This window comes from Stenotrophomonas sp. P5_A9 (assembly GCF_056400525.1).
Window position 1 is genome coordinate 111114 of sequence record NZ_JBFULC010000003.1, and the last position, 15129, is coordinate 126242.

The window sequence follows — 15129 nt, forward strand, 5'->3', positions numbered from 1 at the left end:
CTGCCGGAGAATTTCTCGGACGTGGTGATCTGACAGGCAACTCTGTCAATTTTATCTATTGCCGCACGCGATAGTTCTCGCCATTGCCTTTGATTGCAGAGCAAGAGCCTGAAGGCCACCCAAAGATAGATACAAATATGTATAACCATGGAGTACCCACACAAAGATGCCCCACCGTTAAAGGGTTACCTCCCAACATCAACCGTTAACTATATTCAATAGCACACGAAGCACGAAGCACGGGACAACAAACTGAATCTCCGCTCGAATGATCGTCACTGCTACGGAAGATCCCAGCCACGCAGAAGAATCAGGAAGCACGCCAGCGCATCGAGTAGAACGATATCATCCCGCCCAGAGTTCTCCATCATCCATCTCGTTAGCCCAGCGTCATTTCGGGGCTGACTGACCATTTCAAGACTTGCATCCAAAAGTGCCTTTTGGAGGAACTCGTTAGAACGAAAATAATTAGCAACACGATTCGACTGCGGGGACGCATCTATGAGACAGCGAACGCGCGCCGAGTATTCCTTCAGAAGAACCACATTCATTTAAAAAGYACCTCTTATCTCGCCAATTTTCGACGAATTCGGATCGGTCCACTGACTGCGGTTTGGCACCAAGACCTGCTCAGCGCCACCCTTTGCAGAATAGTTCCCTTGACTGACCGGGGCAACTTCACTTTTGAAGATTGACGGTGTATGGCCAGGCTTAGGAGTCATRGCGTAGGCATCAAAGCCAAGGTGAGCGCCACGAATACCCTGTTCCGCGGGGAGCCCAAGGTACTTTGCCGCTTCAACAGATGTCATTCTCGATATCTTCACATACTCCTCTCTCGTAACAAAGAAGGGGCTGTATGCGCTAATTGCGTCACTACCGGCCGTAGAGTGTGCATTCTTCGGCACAAGCTTAATCAGTTCAAATCCAGAACCGACGTTTATCACCTTAGGCAGTGAATTCCCCGAAGCCAATCCGAGCTGGGCGTATTCTTTCGCAAGAGCAGGAGTGGCCCCGGATTTCATGTATTCATTCACAAGCGCCTGAGCCTCAGGCGTCTTCATGATATCCGCTGTTACATCAAGCCCGCGCGTCGTGAACGGAGCTTGGGTATATGAAAGCTGAGGATCTGGGGCAGTGGAACTAGCAGAAAACACGCCCGGCTTCATCGTTGAAGCACGCGAGACTGCACCAAGCTGTGTCATCGCATACAACAGCTCTGCCGCTTCTGGTGAAAGCCCAGCCGCTTGGAATATCTGCCCACCCCAAGTGTTAGTAGACGTGCCGTAGACGACCGTGCGCGACCCTGCAACTGCGTTGTCATAGCCACTGACGGTCAAGTATCCCGACGCAATGCAACCGATCACCGTCTCGCAGGTTGGAATCAGCAATAGCCCCCCTGCTGCCTGGAGTCCGCCTCCAAGAGCCTGAAGGCCGCCGAGCGTCCGTGTGCCGATCTGATTTCGGGAATTCCAGTCGAAAAAGTGGTCAGTAGCGTCGTAGCCAAATAGTTGGTCTTCTGCCGCCATTCCGTTGCCGGCGGTATACAGATAGCTGTGCTGAACCTGTGCCTTCATCCACTCCCGGTCCTCTTGAGCTTCCGGGGTGCCGCCCAGCGCTTCAATGGCGGCCCAGTGAGCTCGCTCGGCACTGCCCTCCGCAAAGCCAGATGAGCACTTGACCAAAGCGCAAGCCGCGGCTGTAAGCTCTGCTTCCCTTAGCCCGCCTCCGTCGCTTAGCTCCTTGATGCGAACGAGCTCTGTCGCTGTCAGCAGCCGGTTGTTCTCGACTGAGTTCTTTGCGATACCTGCGCCAAGGGCGGCACTAGAGAGGCTTCCCCCCGCCATGCCAGCGGCCAATGCCCCGACTGCTTGCGAAAGCGCCGAAATGGTTTCCCTATCGGCGTTGGGGAATGCATTTTTCAGGAAGCCGGCGGCAAGCTCACCTCCGGCGGCGGACAACGCCCCGCCCCCCGTGGAGCCTCCGTTGAGCTCAGCAAGAACGGCACCGAGTAGTGCGTGGGAGAGCGCTTGCGCTGCGACATTTGGATCGCTGCCATGGTCGGTGTCGAACTTGCTTCCGATCAGCTGGGCCGCATACGGCGCCAACGCATTCGCAGCCAACTGCCCCCCGCCTTGGCCGGACATCCCCCCCACCAAAAGCGCGGTCACCGCTTCCAGCGCGCGGCCGTTGGCGCTGCCGATGCCCCAGCTCTTCATCTGGTCCTCGGCGGCGTTGAAGTCGCTACCGCGCTGAGTCTTCAGCTCCCACGCTTTATCCTGTGCGCTCTGCGCCTTGAACCGCGCCTTCTCCTCGTCGCTCAACTTGGAAACATAGTCGTTCTCCAGGTTGCGCATCGCCTGCCCGCCGATATCGTTTGCGATCTGCTTGCTGGTAGCCGTCACCGTACCCATCGCCGCGGCCATAGCCTGCTGATCCGCCAGCAGCTTCTCGACATTGGGAAGTGCATCGATCGCGCGATGTGCCGCAGCGGCATCCGTGTTCAGGCCCAGCTCGGCGGCTGTGGTCTGCTTGCCACCGATAACGATGCTGCCTTCGGTCAGAGTGGCATAGGTGGTACTACTGTCACCGCCCTTATCGATCATCGGCAAGCCGGGGCCGAAGTTCGGCGTGGCGCCGTCGAGCTGCCGCGTCCAGCCATCCATGGCACCGCTATAGCCCCCGCTGATGCCGGCCGAGGCGGTGTTGTGCTGCATGTGATTCTGGAGGTCACTGAAGGTCAGTGTTTCGGCAGTCAGTTCGCTGTTGGCTGCGTTGGTACTCGCGATGGCCCCACCCACAAGATTTACGTGGGTTGCGTCTACGTGATAGCCACCCGCGCCAGCGAACAGGCCGGACTGCTGACCCACGCCTTGGTAGCTGCCGGTGGATTTGCCTGCACTGGCGTAGCCATCCACGTTCCAGGCGGTGCCGATGGACACCTGCACCCGGCCGCCCACCTGGCTGTTCTTGGACATGCTCTCCGCCACGTCCTGCAGCGACTCGATGGTCAGCGTGCCACCGGTCTTTACATCGATGCGGTCCGCAGTCGCGGTTGCACCGCGCAAGGTGGTGTCGCCTTCGGCCTTGAGCGAGATGTTCTGGCCGGTGAGCGTGGTGTTCTGCCAGGTGCGACTGTCCGAGTTCGACTTGCTGCTGCCCACGCTGGCTTCGGCGTACACGTAGACGCCGGTCTGCGCGCCCACCTGCACACCCACGCCAACTTCCGCGCCAGCGTTGCTGCTCTTGCTGCGGTCCACCACATGCGCCTGYCCGGCTTCGAGCAGGATATCGCGCGCCGAGTCCAGGCTCAGCGTGTTACCGGCGCTCAGATTGCCCTGCACGATGTGGATATCGCCACTGGTGCTGGTCAGGTTGACGTTACCGCCGCCCTGGATGGTGGAACCGCGCGAGATGGCACTGCTTCCTTCCGAGCTGCTGTTGGCGGTCTTGAAGCCGATGCCGGCTTCGGCGCTGAACAGAAGCCCGCTGCCACCTGCATCCAACGCGCTGGCGATGGCGCTGGCCGACTGATAGGCGTTGGCTGCGGCCGCCATGCCCTGCATGGATTGCAACCGCCCATCCGACTGCCGCGCAGCATCCACATTGTTGATCAGATCAATGAACGGCGATTTGACCCGCGCAAACACACCGATCTTCAGGTCCTTATCGCGCTGCGAGGCGTGCCCGGTTTCATCGGCGGTGAGCAGTTCGATCTCGGCCGCGGTGATGTTGACGTCCTGCGCGGCCACCACGTTGCTGGCAATCTGGGTGTACTTGCCGCCTGCGCCGAGGTTGACGTTGCCGCCCAGGCTGCCGATGGTGCTGGCGACCTGGGACACCATCGCGCTGTCGTCCTCGTGCTGCTCGCGATGCCAGCCGGAGAATTTTTCGGTATCGGAGATCTGCACAGTGCCGATCGCCTTGCTGTCGGCGGTGTTGGCATTGCTGACGGTGTCCTGGCCGCTGCGGATGAGCAGGTCGCCGGCGGCACGGATGTTGACGTCCTTTTCGGCGGCGATGTTGGCCGCCGTCAGGCGGATGTTGCCCTCGGTGGTGGCCATGCGCACCCCGCCGCCGACCGACAGCTGGGTGCCGGTGATGGTGTCGCTCTGGCCGGCGCCTTCGTTGCGCGAGTTGTTGGTGCCGAACGGCAGGCCGCTGGTGTTGTTGGCGAACCCCCAGCCCTTGCCGCGGCTGTCGCTGCTGCTGGAGGCGGTGTTGTGGGCGACGTCGAAGACGATGTCCTTGGTCGCCAACAGCACCGCATTGCCATCGGCGGACAGCTGCGCGCCCTGGCTGGTGATGGAGCCGCCGTTGGCGATCAGCGTCATGTCGCCGCCTGCCGCCAGTTGGGTGACGCGGGCGTCGCTGGTGGATTCGCGCTGGTTGCCGCTCGAGCGCTGGCTGCCGCCGGTGATCACGGTGGACGTGGTCGCTGCACGGGCGCCGGACGCAGCGCCTTCGCCGGTGCGGGTGATCTTGCCCATCGTCGACCCACTGTCGGCCATGCCGTCGGTGGTGGAGTCGCGGGCGCTGCGGTAGGCCTTGGTGGGGTCGTAGGTGGTGCCGACCGACATGCCGCTGGACGTGCTGGCCTGACTGCTCTGCGTGTCCAGCGTGTCCTGCCTGGCCAGCAGCGCGATGTCCTTGCCGACCAGGGTGAGGTTCTCGCCGGCGGCAACGTCCGAGGCGGCCAGGGTGAGCTGGTTGCCGGCACTGATCAGCACGTTGCCTTCGCGCGAGGCGATGGCCGAACCGACCTGGGTAGTGGCCTGCGTGGCGTTCTGGCCGCTGCTGCTGGACTTGGCATAGCCCACCGAGGCCACGCCATTGGAGAAGCCGCCACTGAAGCCACTCTTCTTGCTGCTCTGGCTGGACTCGGAACTGTGGCGGTCCTCGGCAGCGGTGATCAGCACGTTGTTGCCGGCGCCCAGGATCACGTTGTCCGTCGCGTCGATCACCGCACCGCCGGCGGTGAGGTCACGGCCGGCGGTGATGTCGATGGCAGCGCCTTCGATGACCGTGCCCATCGCGTAGCTGTCGCTGCCCACGGCGTGTCGGGTAGTGGTGGTGCTGGAGAGCGTTTTCTTCTTCTTGTCGACGCTGTCCAGGCTGTAGTCATGCGCTTCGTTGACCGAGAGCAGGTTCACGTCACGGCCGGCGGCCACGCTCACCGCGCCTTCGGCACTGGCGACCTGGGCTGCGGTGAGAGTGACGTCGCGGCCCGCAGTGAGCAGCAGGTTGTCGCCCGCCGACAGCTGGCTGCCTCGCACGGTCTCGTCACGCTGGGTGACCTGCAGCGAACTGCGCTTGCCCGCATTGCTGAAATCACGCGCGGTGCTGTCCACCAGCGCCTGGCTGTTGATGTCACCACCCGCCTGCAGGGCCATGCCGCCGTCCGCCTTGATCTGCGCGGCGGCAAGGTTGATGTCCCTGCCTGCAGCCAGCACCACGTCGCCGCTGCCCTGCACGGTGGTCACAGCATGGGTGGTCTGGCTGCTGCGCACATGGTTGCGGTCATCAAAGGTGGCGTCGCTACGCTGCCCGAGCGCCAGTGCACCCACATCCAGACTGCCGCCTGCCGCCAGCTGGGTGATGCCGTCTGCGCCCACATTGAGGATCTGCGCAGCCTGCAGGCTGATATCGCCACCGGCGACCACCGACAGCACCCCTTCCCCGCCGGGATTGGTTACGTAGAGGCCGGCCACGCGATCCAGCGTTGTGATCTCATGCCGCGACGTACCTTTGCCGGTGAAGGTTTCCACGGTGGATGCGACGGTGACATTGCCTGCGGCCTGCACCGACAGCGCGTCGGTGGCGGTGACGCTGGCACCGGAGATAAGAATGTCCTTGCCCGATGCCAGCCCCACGTACTGCCCGGAGATGCTGCCGCCAAGGTGCTCGATGCTGCCTGCGTCGATGGTAACCAGCCGGCGGCCGGCGATCTCACCGGTGTTGACCAGACCATTGCCCAGAGTGATGTCGACGTTGGCGCCGGCCAGCAATGCGCCCTGCTCGTTGAGGTCGCCCGGGCGCAGGCGTAGATAGACCTGCGGCACCAGCGCGGTGGTGGTGCTGCCGTCGGGCAGGGTGATGGTCTGTTCGACCAGCCAGACGATGTCGCTGGTGAGCTGCGCCATCTGGGCTTCGGTCAGTGCCACGCCGGGGCGCAGGCCCCATTCCCTGGCAACCGTCGCACCGGCTTCGAGCAGCGCCCGGTACTGTGTTTCATCGTCCTGGAAGTTGCCGACGTAGCGGCGCCCGGTCAATTCACCGATCTGCTCGCGTACCAGCTTCTGTTCGTAGAAGCCATCGCCCAGGCGTTTCTGCACGGCATCGGGTGAGTAACCCATCTGACCAAGCAGGTAGTCCGAACTCAGCCAGGTCTTTCGGTCTGTGTAGTTCGGGTCGGTTTCGACAAGGTAGCTGCCACCATTGGGGTTGACGTTGAACAGGCTGGCGTTGGGTGCGCGGGTGTCCGGTGCGCCCATCGCAACGCGGTCTGGGGAATCACCGGCAGCAGCCACCACGCGCCCACCAGACACCGCGCCATTGTTGGCCACGCCCCCCACGGCACCGCCCTGGCTACTGCCTGCCGCATCAGCCGACTGCGCCTGCGCGCGCCCGGCCTCTGTGCCGGACGCATGGCCCGGCCCCTGCGCTCCTCCTGTGCCCGCCCCGTCCAGCGTCCTGGGCCCCTGCACGTTGAGGTTGGCCATTGCCGCCCCATCCTGCACGTTGGGGGCGTCGCGCCCTTGGTTGAGGTTGCTCAGGTCACCGACGTCGATGCTCAACGTGCCACCACTGGTGATGCTGCCGCCGATCTTTCCGGTCACCTCGGAAATGGACGGATTGCTCCAGGTAATGGTGTCGCCGCCGAAGGTCCGGCTGACGTTGTTGAACGCGTGTGTCCGGTGCAGCGTCTGCGCCAGATTGGTGACTTTCGCCGTCGCGGTCAGACCGGTGACCTGCAGGTTGCCGCCTGCGGCGATGCTGCCGTAGCGGTTTTCGAGGCTGTCGGTGCCGATGTGCATCGCACCGCCTGAGCGGATGACCGCATCCGCACCGGCTCCCGGTGCCAGCAGATCCTCGGTCACGGTACGGGTGGCGATGCGGTACTGCTCGTTGCCACTGGTGGAACTTCCGCCCGAGAACTGCGGGCCGGTCAGGGTCCGGTCGGGATCGTAGTCCTTGTACGTCCACAGCTGCACGCAGTCGGTGGTGCAGGTGCCGTAGGCGCTGGAGTACGTCAGGTTGTCCTCGACGTAGCGGAACGGTGTCGAATCGGGGTGGAGCGCGCTCAGCTCGGTGAACGGATCGTCCGCACCACTGGTGACCTGGTCCGGATTGACCTGGTTGTCCTGACGGCCGACGTAATACAGGGTGACGGTGCCGTCCTGCACGTTCAATCGCGAACGCTCACCGGACGCTGCGTACAATCCACCACGACCGAAGAAGTAAGCGCTGGTCTGCGCTGTCAGTCGCACCACGGCACGGTGTACGGTGAACCCATCCGGCGTGATATGCGGCTCGTCCTCGAGAATGTCGGCAGGGTTGAGGTAATACACCTCATGGGCGCTGTAATGGCTGGTACTGCGGATATCGGAGGTGCCATTGTTGCCGTTGCGCCACCACGAAGGCCGGTCCATGCGTACCGGGGCTTCCACCTTGGTGGTTTCGGTGACGACCACGTTCTCGCGGATGTTGTTGACTGCCTGGGCATTGATCGTGAGATCACCGTCCACATCAATGACCGAACTGAGGTTGTCGATGCGCCCCGCCACGCCCGCGGCCAGGCGATCGGCCCCCAACGTTCCACCAATGGCAGCATCGCCGCCGCTGTAGATCAGCCCCTTGTCGGTGTTGATCAGTTGGCCAACGCCCATGTCCAGGCGCTCACGCGCGGCGACGGTGGCCACGCGGGTGGCGCCGTTCGCGGTCTCGGCACGGTTGCGCACGGTGCCGGCGGAGATCGCCACGTGGTCGCCATAGATGCGGCCCGTGCCGACGTTGTCGAGCGTACCCGCTTCCAGGTGGGTGACCACGCCGTCGATCAAGCCGCGATTGGTGAGCTGCCCGCTGGCGCCGAGGTGGGTGGTGCCCTGGCTGGTGATTTCCGCGCCGGCGATGTTGTCGATGTTGCGCGCGTTGAGGTCGAGGTTGCCGGCGCGCAGGATGCCCTGGTTGGACAGATCGCCCGCGGTGGTCAGCGTGAGCGTGCCGTTGGAGATCAGCTCGCCATTGAGGACCATACCTTCCTGCAGGGTCAGCGTGGCATCACGCTGGGAGTGCAGCTGGCCGTCGCCGGTCAGCGCGCGCGCGGTCAGGCTCTGGTTGCCGTCCGAGCGCAGCAGGCCGGCACTGTTGCTGACCACGTCGGCGCCGATGTCCAGGCTGGCGCCGGCCGAGATCAGGCCATTGGCGTTGTCCAGGCCCGCGCCGAGCTGGATGCGGCTGCCGGCATCGGTCAGCAGTTGGCCATGGCGGTTGTCGAACGATTGCGCATCCAACTGCAACTGGCCGGCCTGCAGGCCAAGGGTGTTGTCGCTGGTGCGGGTGTTGCGGTTGTCGACGCTGCTGGCCTTGAGCGTCAGCGTCTGGCCGGCGGCAACGGCGCCGCCCTGGTTGTCGAGCGCGCCGCCCAGGCTGAGATCGAGATCGCGGCCGGCCTGCACGCGGCCGGCAGCGTTGTTCAACGTCGATGCCTCCAGCGACAGGTCGGCGGCGCTGGTCAGTGCACCGCCACCACTGTTGTCGACGCTGGCCAGCTTCAGCAGCGCATCGCCCTGGGCCAGCAGCACGCCGCCACGGTTGTCGAGGAAGCCGCCATCGATGCGCAGGCCGCCGCCAGCGAGGATGCCGCCATTGCTGGCCGATGCAGTATTGGTCAGGGCGTTGGCGCCGACATCCACGGTCAGCTGGGTCTGCGACTGCAGGCGGCCGCCGCTGTTGTCCAGCGCACCGCTGCGGATCTGCAGCGCGCCGGTCTGGCTGCCGATGGTGCCGCTCTGGTTGCCCAGCGCGTAGCCGCGCGTGTCGATGTCGACCGCGCCGCCGATGATCTTGCCCAGCTGGTTGGACAGGCCCGAGGCACGCAGCTGCATCGCATCGGTGGACTGGATGACGCCGCCGGCGTTGTCCAGCGCGCTGGTGGTGTCCAGCTGCAACGTGGTGCCTGCGAAGACGGCGCCGCCGTGGTTGTCGAGCGCGCCCGCATCCAGCGCCAGCGCGGCGGTGCTGGAGAGCAGGCCCTGCGCGCTGTTGTCCAGGCGGCCGTCGACCGTGACGGTCAAGCCGCTGCCGGCGGCGTGCACGGTGCCGCCACGATTGTCCAGGCTGGCAGCCCTGAGCACGCCGCTGCCGCCGAGCAGGATGCGGCCCTGCTGGTTGTCCAGTGCCTGCGCGATATCCAGCGTGGAGTGGCCGCTGCCTGCCGCCTGCACACTCCCCTTCTGGTTGAAGAACTGCTGCGCCGACAGGTTGAGCAGACCGTTGCCGCCGATATTGCCGCCACGGTTGTCCAGCGTGCTCTGCACGGTCAATCGCAGGGCCTGGTCCCCGGTGGCGGTGAGCGTGCCCCCGGCGGTGGTCAGGGTGCCGGTATCGATGCTGATCGCGCGCGCGGAGGTGATGGCCTCGCGCAGGTCGGTGCCCTGCCCGGTCACGCTCAGCGCGCCGTTGCTGAGCACGGTGCCGCGCTGGCCCAGCAGGGTCTGCGCGTCGATCTGCAATGTGCCGTCACCGGCGTGCTGGACGGTGCCTGCGGTGTTGTCGAAGGTGGTCGCCTGCAGCAACAGGTCGCCGTTGCTGGCCACGGTGCCGCCGGCATTGTCGAGTTCCTCGGCGAGGATCTGGCTGGCGCCGCTGCCGCTGGCCACGATGCGGCCCGCGCGGTTGTCCAGGTGGGTGGCCTGGAGGTCCACGCGGTCGGCGCCGAGGGTGGCGTTGCGATGGTCCAATTCGGTGGCGCGCACGGTCAGGGCACCCTTGCTGACCAGGGTGCCCGCGCTGCCATCAAGCCGATCGGTGTGCAGTTGAAGACCGCTGTCGCCGGCATGGCTGATGGTGCCGGCGGTGTTGATCAGGTGCCCGGCATTGATCGTGAATGCATCCGCATTGCTGGCGATCACGCCCTCGGCGTTGTCCAGCACGCCGCTGACCGTCCACGTACTGGTCGCGTCGCCGGCCGCGCTGAGCGCGCCCTTCTGGTTGGCTACGCTGGCGGCCTGCAGCGCGATGGCGCCATTGCCCGCGATGCTGCCACCGCGATTGTCCAGGGCACCGGTGAGGTGCAGGTCGAGCACGCCGTTGCCGGTCGCGCTGAGGGTGCCGCCAGCGGTGCTGAGGGTGTCGGCGTGGACGCTGACGGTCTCGGCCTGGGTGGTACTGGCCGTGCCGAGCAGCAGTTCGCCACCGTCCAGCTGCAGCGCGCCCAGGCTGAGGATGCGTCCGCCGGCGCCGTGCAGGGTGTCGGCGGTGATGTGCAGGCTGCCATCGCCGGCGTGTTCGATCGCACCGCCGGTATTGTCCAAGCGGCCGGCGTGCAGGGTCATGTCACCGGTGCCGGCCACGCGGCCACCGCCGGAGGTGTCCAGCAGGCCACGGGTCGTCACCTGCAGGTGCCCGCCTTCGGCTGCCAGCACGTTGCCGCCCTGGTTGAGCAGCTGCTGGGCCTGCACCTGCAGGTCACCATTGGAGGACAGCGTGCCGCCACGGTTGTCCAGGTCGCCACGCACGCGCACTGTGCTGCCGTGCGTGCCGGCACCCAGCAACGCGCCCTTCTGGTTGTCGATGCGACCCGCGTCGATCTGCAGCCCTGCATTGCTGGCCACGGCGCCGTTGCGGTTGTCCAGCGCGGTGCGCAGGCTCAACTGCAGCGCGCTGGTACCCAGCGAGGTGAGCTGGCCGCCGACGTTGCGCAGGGTGTCGGCGTCGACCGTGATCTGTTGGGCGGTCGTGGTGCCGCCGCTGAGATCGAGCTGGCCGCCGGACAGGCTCAGCGCCCCGTTGCTCAGCAAGCGACCTTCGCTGCCCTCCAGCGTATCGGCATGGATGCGCAGCGTGCCATCGCCGGCCTGCTGGATCAGCCCCTTGCTGTTGTCGAGCACGCGGGTGTCGAGCGTGAGGTGGCTGTTGGCGGCGATGCTGCCGCCATCGCGGTTGTCCAGGCGCGCGGCACGCACCGCGCTGCCCTGGTTGCCCAGCGACAGCAGGGTGCCGCCGCGGTTGTCCAACGCCGAGGCGATGATCTGGAAGCGGTCGGCGCTAAGCGTGCCGCCGTGCATGTCGATGGTGCCGGCCGACCAGTCCAGGCGACCGCCTGTCCGCAGGCTGCCAGCCGCACCGGTCCACGACTGGGTGTACAACATCAGGCTGTCCTTGCCGGCATGCTCGATGCGTCCGCCCGCATTGCTGACGTTGCCCACGTGGAGCAGCAGGCGCTCGGCGTTGGAGACCAGCAGGCCCTTGTCGTTGTTCACCTCGCCGTGCACGGTCCACGACGCGGCACTGGTGCCGCCGTGGTGCAGCTCGCCGCCGCGGTTGTCCAGCGACTGTGCTTCCAGTTCCAGCAGCCCGGCCACGCTGAGCGTGCCCTGCTGGTTGGACAAGGTGCCCGCGCGCACGTTGGCATTGCCGTGCACCTGCAGGGTGCCCGCATCGTTGACCAGCTCACCGGATGCCTGCAGCGACGACACGCCGATGCGGCCGCCGCCATTGTCCAGCCCGTTGGCCGCGACCAGCGAGGTCGTACCGCCGTTGGCGATGCTGCCGCCGTCGTTGTCCAGGCTGCCGGCGATGCTCACTGCACCGGCGGCCAGCGGCGCTGCCGGGGTGGGCGTGGTGACCGGGGCGGGCGTGCTGCCGGTGCCTGCGCCCGGCGTCGCGGTGCCGCCATCGCCGGGGCTCGGCGTGGAAGTGCCGTTGCCGGTCCCACTGCCGGGTTCGCTGCCGCTGTTGTCCGTGGCCACGCTGTCGAGCGCGCCGATCATTCCGGCGTCGCGGTTGGTCAGCGTGCCGGCGGTGACCGCAAGCGCCTGCACACCGGCCTGCTCGATGCTGCCGCCGCGGTTGCGCAGCGTGGCGGCCGCCACCTGCAGCCGCTGCGCATTGAGCGTGCCGCCGCTATTGTCGAGCTGGCCGGCCGCCTGCACCGTCAGCTCGCGGGCGGCGGCGATCGTACCGGCGTTGCGCAGGTCCTGCGCGACATCCAGGCGCACGTCCTGACTCGACTGCAGCGCGCCGGTGTTCTCCAGCCGACCATCGACGGTGACCACCAGTTCGCCGGCCTGCGCGCCGATGGTGCCGGCGTTGCGCACACCGACGCCATGCTCGTTGCCGACCAGCCAGATCTTGTTGGCGAACATGCCGCCCAACGCGCCTACGTCCAATGCAAACGTCGGGGCGTCTTCGGTTGCGGCCGCCGCCGCCACGCTGATGGCATCCACGCCCACCTGCTGGTTGCCGAGGCTGGCACGCAGCTGGTTGGCCCAGATGCCGGCGTTGACCTGCAGCGAGCGGGTGATCAGATCGGTGTAATCCACGCGGCTGGTATCCAGCCCGTCGCCGCTGATGTCGATCGTCCCGCCCGTGACCCGGTAGCCATCCAGCGCGCCGCCCTTGAACACCGGCGTGCCGGTGGTGAGCGTCACCCGGCTGGCATTGAGGAAGCCACCCCCGTTGACCTGGATGCCGGCCGGGTTGGCGATGACCACTTCAGCGCGTTGGCCGGCCACTTCAATGTAGCCATTGAGGCGGCTGGCCGGCCCGTTGACTTCGTTGAGGATGACCTTGGCGCTGCCGGTGGCCAACCACGGATTGCCCTGCACCCAACCACCGAGCTGGGTCTGGGTCTGCCCGCGCGCATTGTTGAGGATGGCCCCTTCCGGGCCGACATCGAACTGCGCATAGCGGTTGCGCGATACCCCGCCGGCGGACGGCGTGGTGATATTGACCATGGGCACGCCGTTCGGCCCGGCCAGCACGGTCGGGCGTTCGTTACCCGGCGCAGTGGGATCGGACACGATTCGCCCGGCCTGCGCCTGCGCGACCGGCACCAGGCTGACCCAGCCCAATGCGCACATCAGCGCAAACCCCAACGGCGCCAGCGCCGCACTGCGCTCGCCCGGCGCACGCTCGCCACTGCCGCCGCCGCTGCCGACCGCAAGCTCGGAAGCCACCTGCCAGACCATCAGGGCACGATTGAACACCAACCGGTAAACACGATTCATTTCACACGTCCTTGTGATGGTTCAGTAGCGCCACGCCAGGCTGAAGCCCAGCGTGGTGTAGTCGGTCGGGTAGTTCTGCGGCTTGTTCAACGGCGAACCGATGAAGCCATCCCACGAGAAGCGTTGCCAGCCACCACGCAGGCCGATGGCCATGCCCGCCAGATGATCGCCGGCCTGCCATTGCGTGGATGGCCCGCCGATGCGTCCGTAATCCATGCCCAGGTAAGCCTCCTGCCCGCCGCCGAGTCCGACCGAGAGATCGTTGCGCACGGTCCACCCGCGTTCACCGCTGAGCGAACCCTCGCCGTCGAAGCCGCGCACGCTGTAACGCCCGCCGATGGAGAAGCGGTCCTGCGGCGACAACGGGGTGCGGTTCCACTGCGCGCGCCAGGCGGCGGTGTAGCGCAGGCGCTGCTTGCCCCACTGGAACGGCACGCTGAGCTGGGCATCGGCCACGATCAGTTTCATCCGCGAGGTCCCTTCCAACGGAAGGCCGGGATCGAAGGCCCAGGCGTTCTCTTCTGGCGAACGCAGCGCATCGAAGGCGCCGGTACCGCGCCGGTAGGCCACGTTCGCATCCAGCGTCGCCGTCCCCAGGAAGTGCTTGTGGCCCAGGCCGATTTCCCAGCCGGCGGTGCGCCGTCGCTGCACCTCGATCTCGGTGTCGTCGATGGCATTGCGCGACTCGCGCCACCAGCCGCGTCCGTACATGCTCAGCTTGACGGTGGCATTGCGGAACAGCAGGCGATCCACGCGGACTTCGGCGTTGCGGCTCTCGCCACTGTAGTCGTAGCTTTCGTATGCGCCGAGCACGGTCTGGCGGTAGTCGTAGCCGCTGGCCGTCGCGCCGAACAGCCAGTACCCGAACGGCACGTCGTAGTGCGCGGTCCAGCTGTCGGTGTCCTTGCCCGCACCGTTGAACACCCCGCGCCCCACGCTGACGTAGAACAGCTCGTTCAAACCCAGCGGGTTATCCAGCGACACCGTGCCGTTGGCCTGCAGCTTGCCGGTGCCGCGGCTGCCCGCATCGTCCAGGCTGACGCTGGCGCGCACCGGCAGGCGCTGCTCCCAGGCAATCATCAGGTCGCTCTGGCCCGGTGCAGCGGCGTCGCCCTCGGCCGGCGCGATGCGGATATCGGCGGTCACGGTCGGCACGCGCTGGAAATTTTCCAGGCCCTGCTCGATGCCACGCAGGTTCAGGATCTGGCCACCGTGCAGTGGCAACGCATTGCCGATCGTGGTCCGCGCCTTGGCGGGATCGACGAACACGGCCGTGCGGAAGCGCCCCGGCAGCACCGAAAGCACCAGCGTGCCACCAGTGAGATCCTGCGGTGCCGACAGCACGCGTGTGGTGACGTAGCCACGGGCGATGATCGCGTTCTGGATGCGCTTCATCACCAGGTTGATGCCTTCGGTACCCAGGCAGCGGCCGATCGCCGGATCGCCGCCCGGATCGGTCGCGCGCAGCGCCCACTGGAACTGCGCGGCGTCTTCGCCGTCGAGCACGATCCGATCGATACGGAAGCACGGGGCCTCGCGCGTGGGCAGGCGCTCGATCGCATCGGTGGCCGTTCGTTCCAGACGAACGTCCGGCCGCGCCTCCTGCTGTTCGCGCAACGCGCGCTCACGCTCCTGCTGGCGCAGCAGTTCCTGCGCACCGGCCTCGGCCACCTGTTGTGCCGATGCCTGCGCGGTCATGCCTGCAAACAGAAGAACCCACCCACGCCGGCGTCCACGCCCCATCCCAATCATCCCTGTCGTTGCATCCATTCGTACGTTGAAGCGCCGGCGACGCCCCGCGCATTGCGCGGAACCCGCTTCCGGAGCATGTATGTGTCGACCGTCGCAGTGCCGCACCACGGCACCGGGGCCTGCATCGCCCAGCGGTTCGACGCTCGCC

2 protein-coding genes are annotated in these 15129 nt (G+C 66.0%); both read right to left on the bottom strand.

Annotated elements, in window-relative coordinates; all coding sequences use genetic code 11:
* Positions 1-551: 551 nt before the first annotated feature.
* Positions 552-13229: a hemagglutinin repeat-containing protein gene (locus AC1DR7_RS01870; RefSeq protein ID WP_478076374.1), complete on the bottom strand. Its 12678-nt coding sequence runs from the start codon at positions 13227-13229 to the stop codon at positions 552-554.
* Positions 13230-13250: 21 nt separating this feature from the next.
* Positions 13251-14972, bottom strand: coding sequence for a ShlB/FhaC/HecB family hemolysin secretion/activation protein (locus AC1DR7_RS01875; RefSeq protein ID WP_457318561.1), 1722 nt, complete (start codon positions 14970-14972; stop codon positions 13251-13253).
* Between the last annotated feature and the right edge of the window lie 157 nt (positions 14973-15129).

What these genes read in the sequence shown, in the direction of transcription:
- AC1DR7_RS01875 (WP_457318561.1), bottom strand. Translation starts at nt 14,972, where the DNA reads ATGGGGCGTGGACGCCGGCGTGGGTGGGTTCTTCTGTTTGCAGGCATG.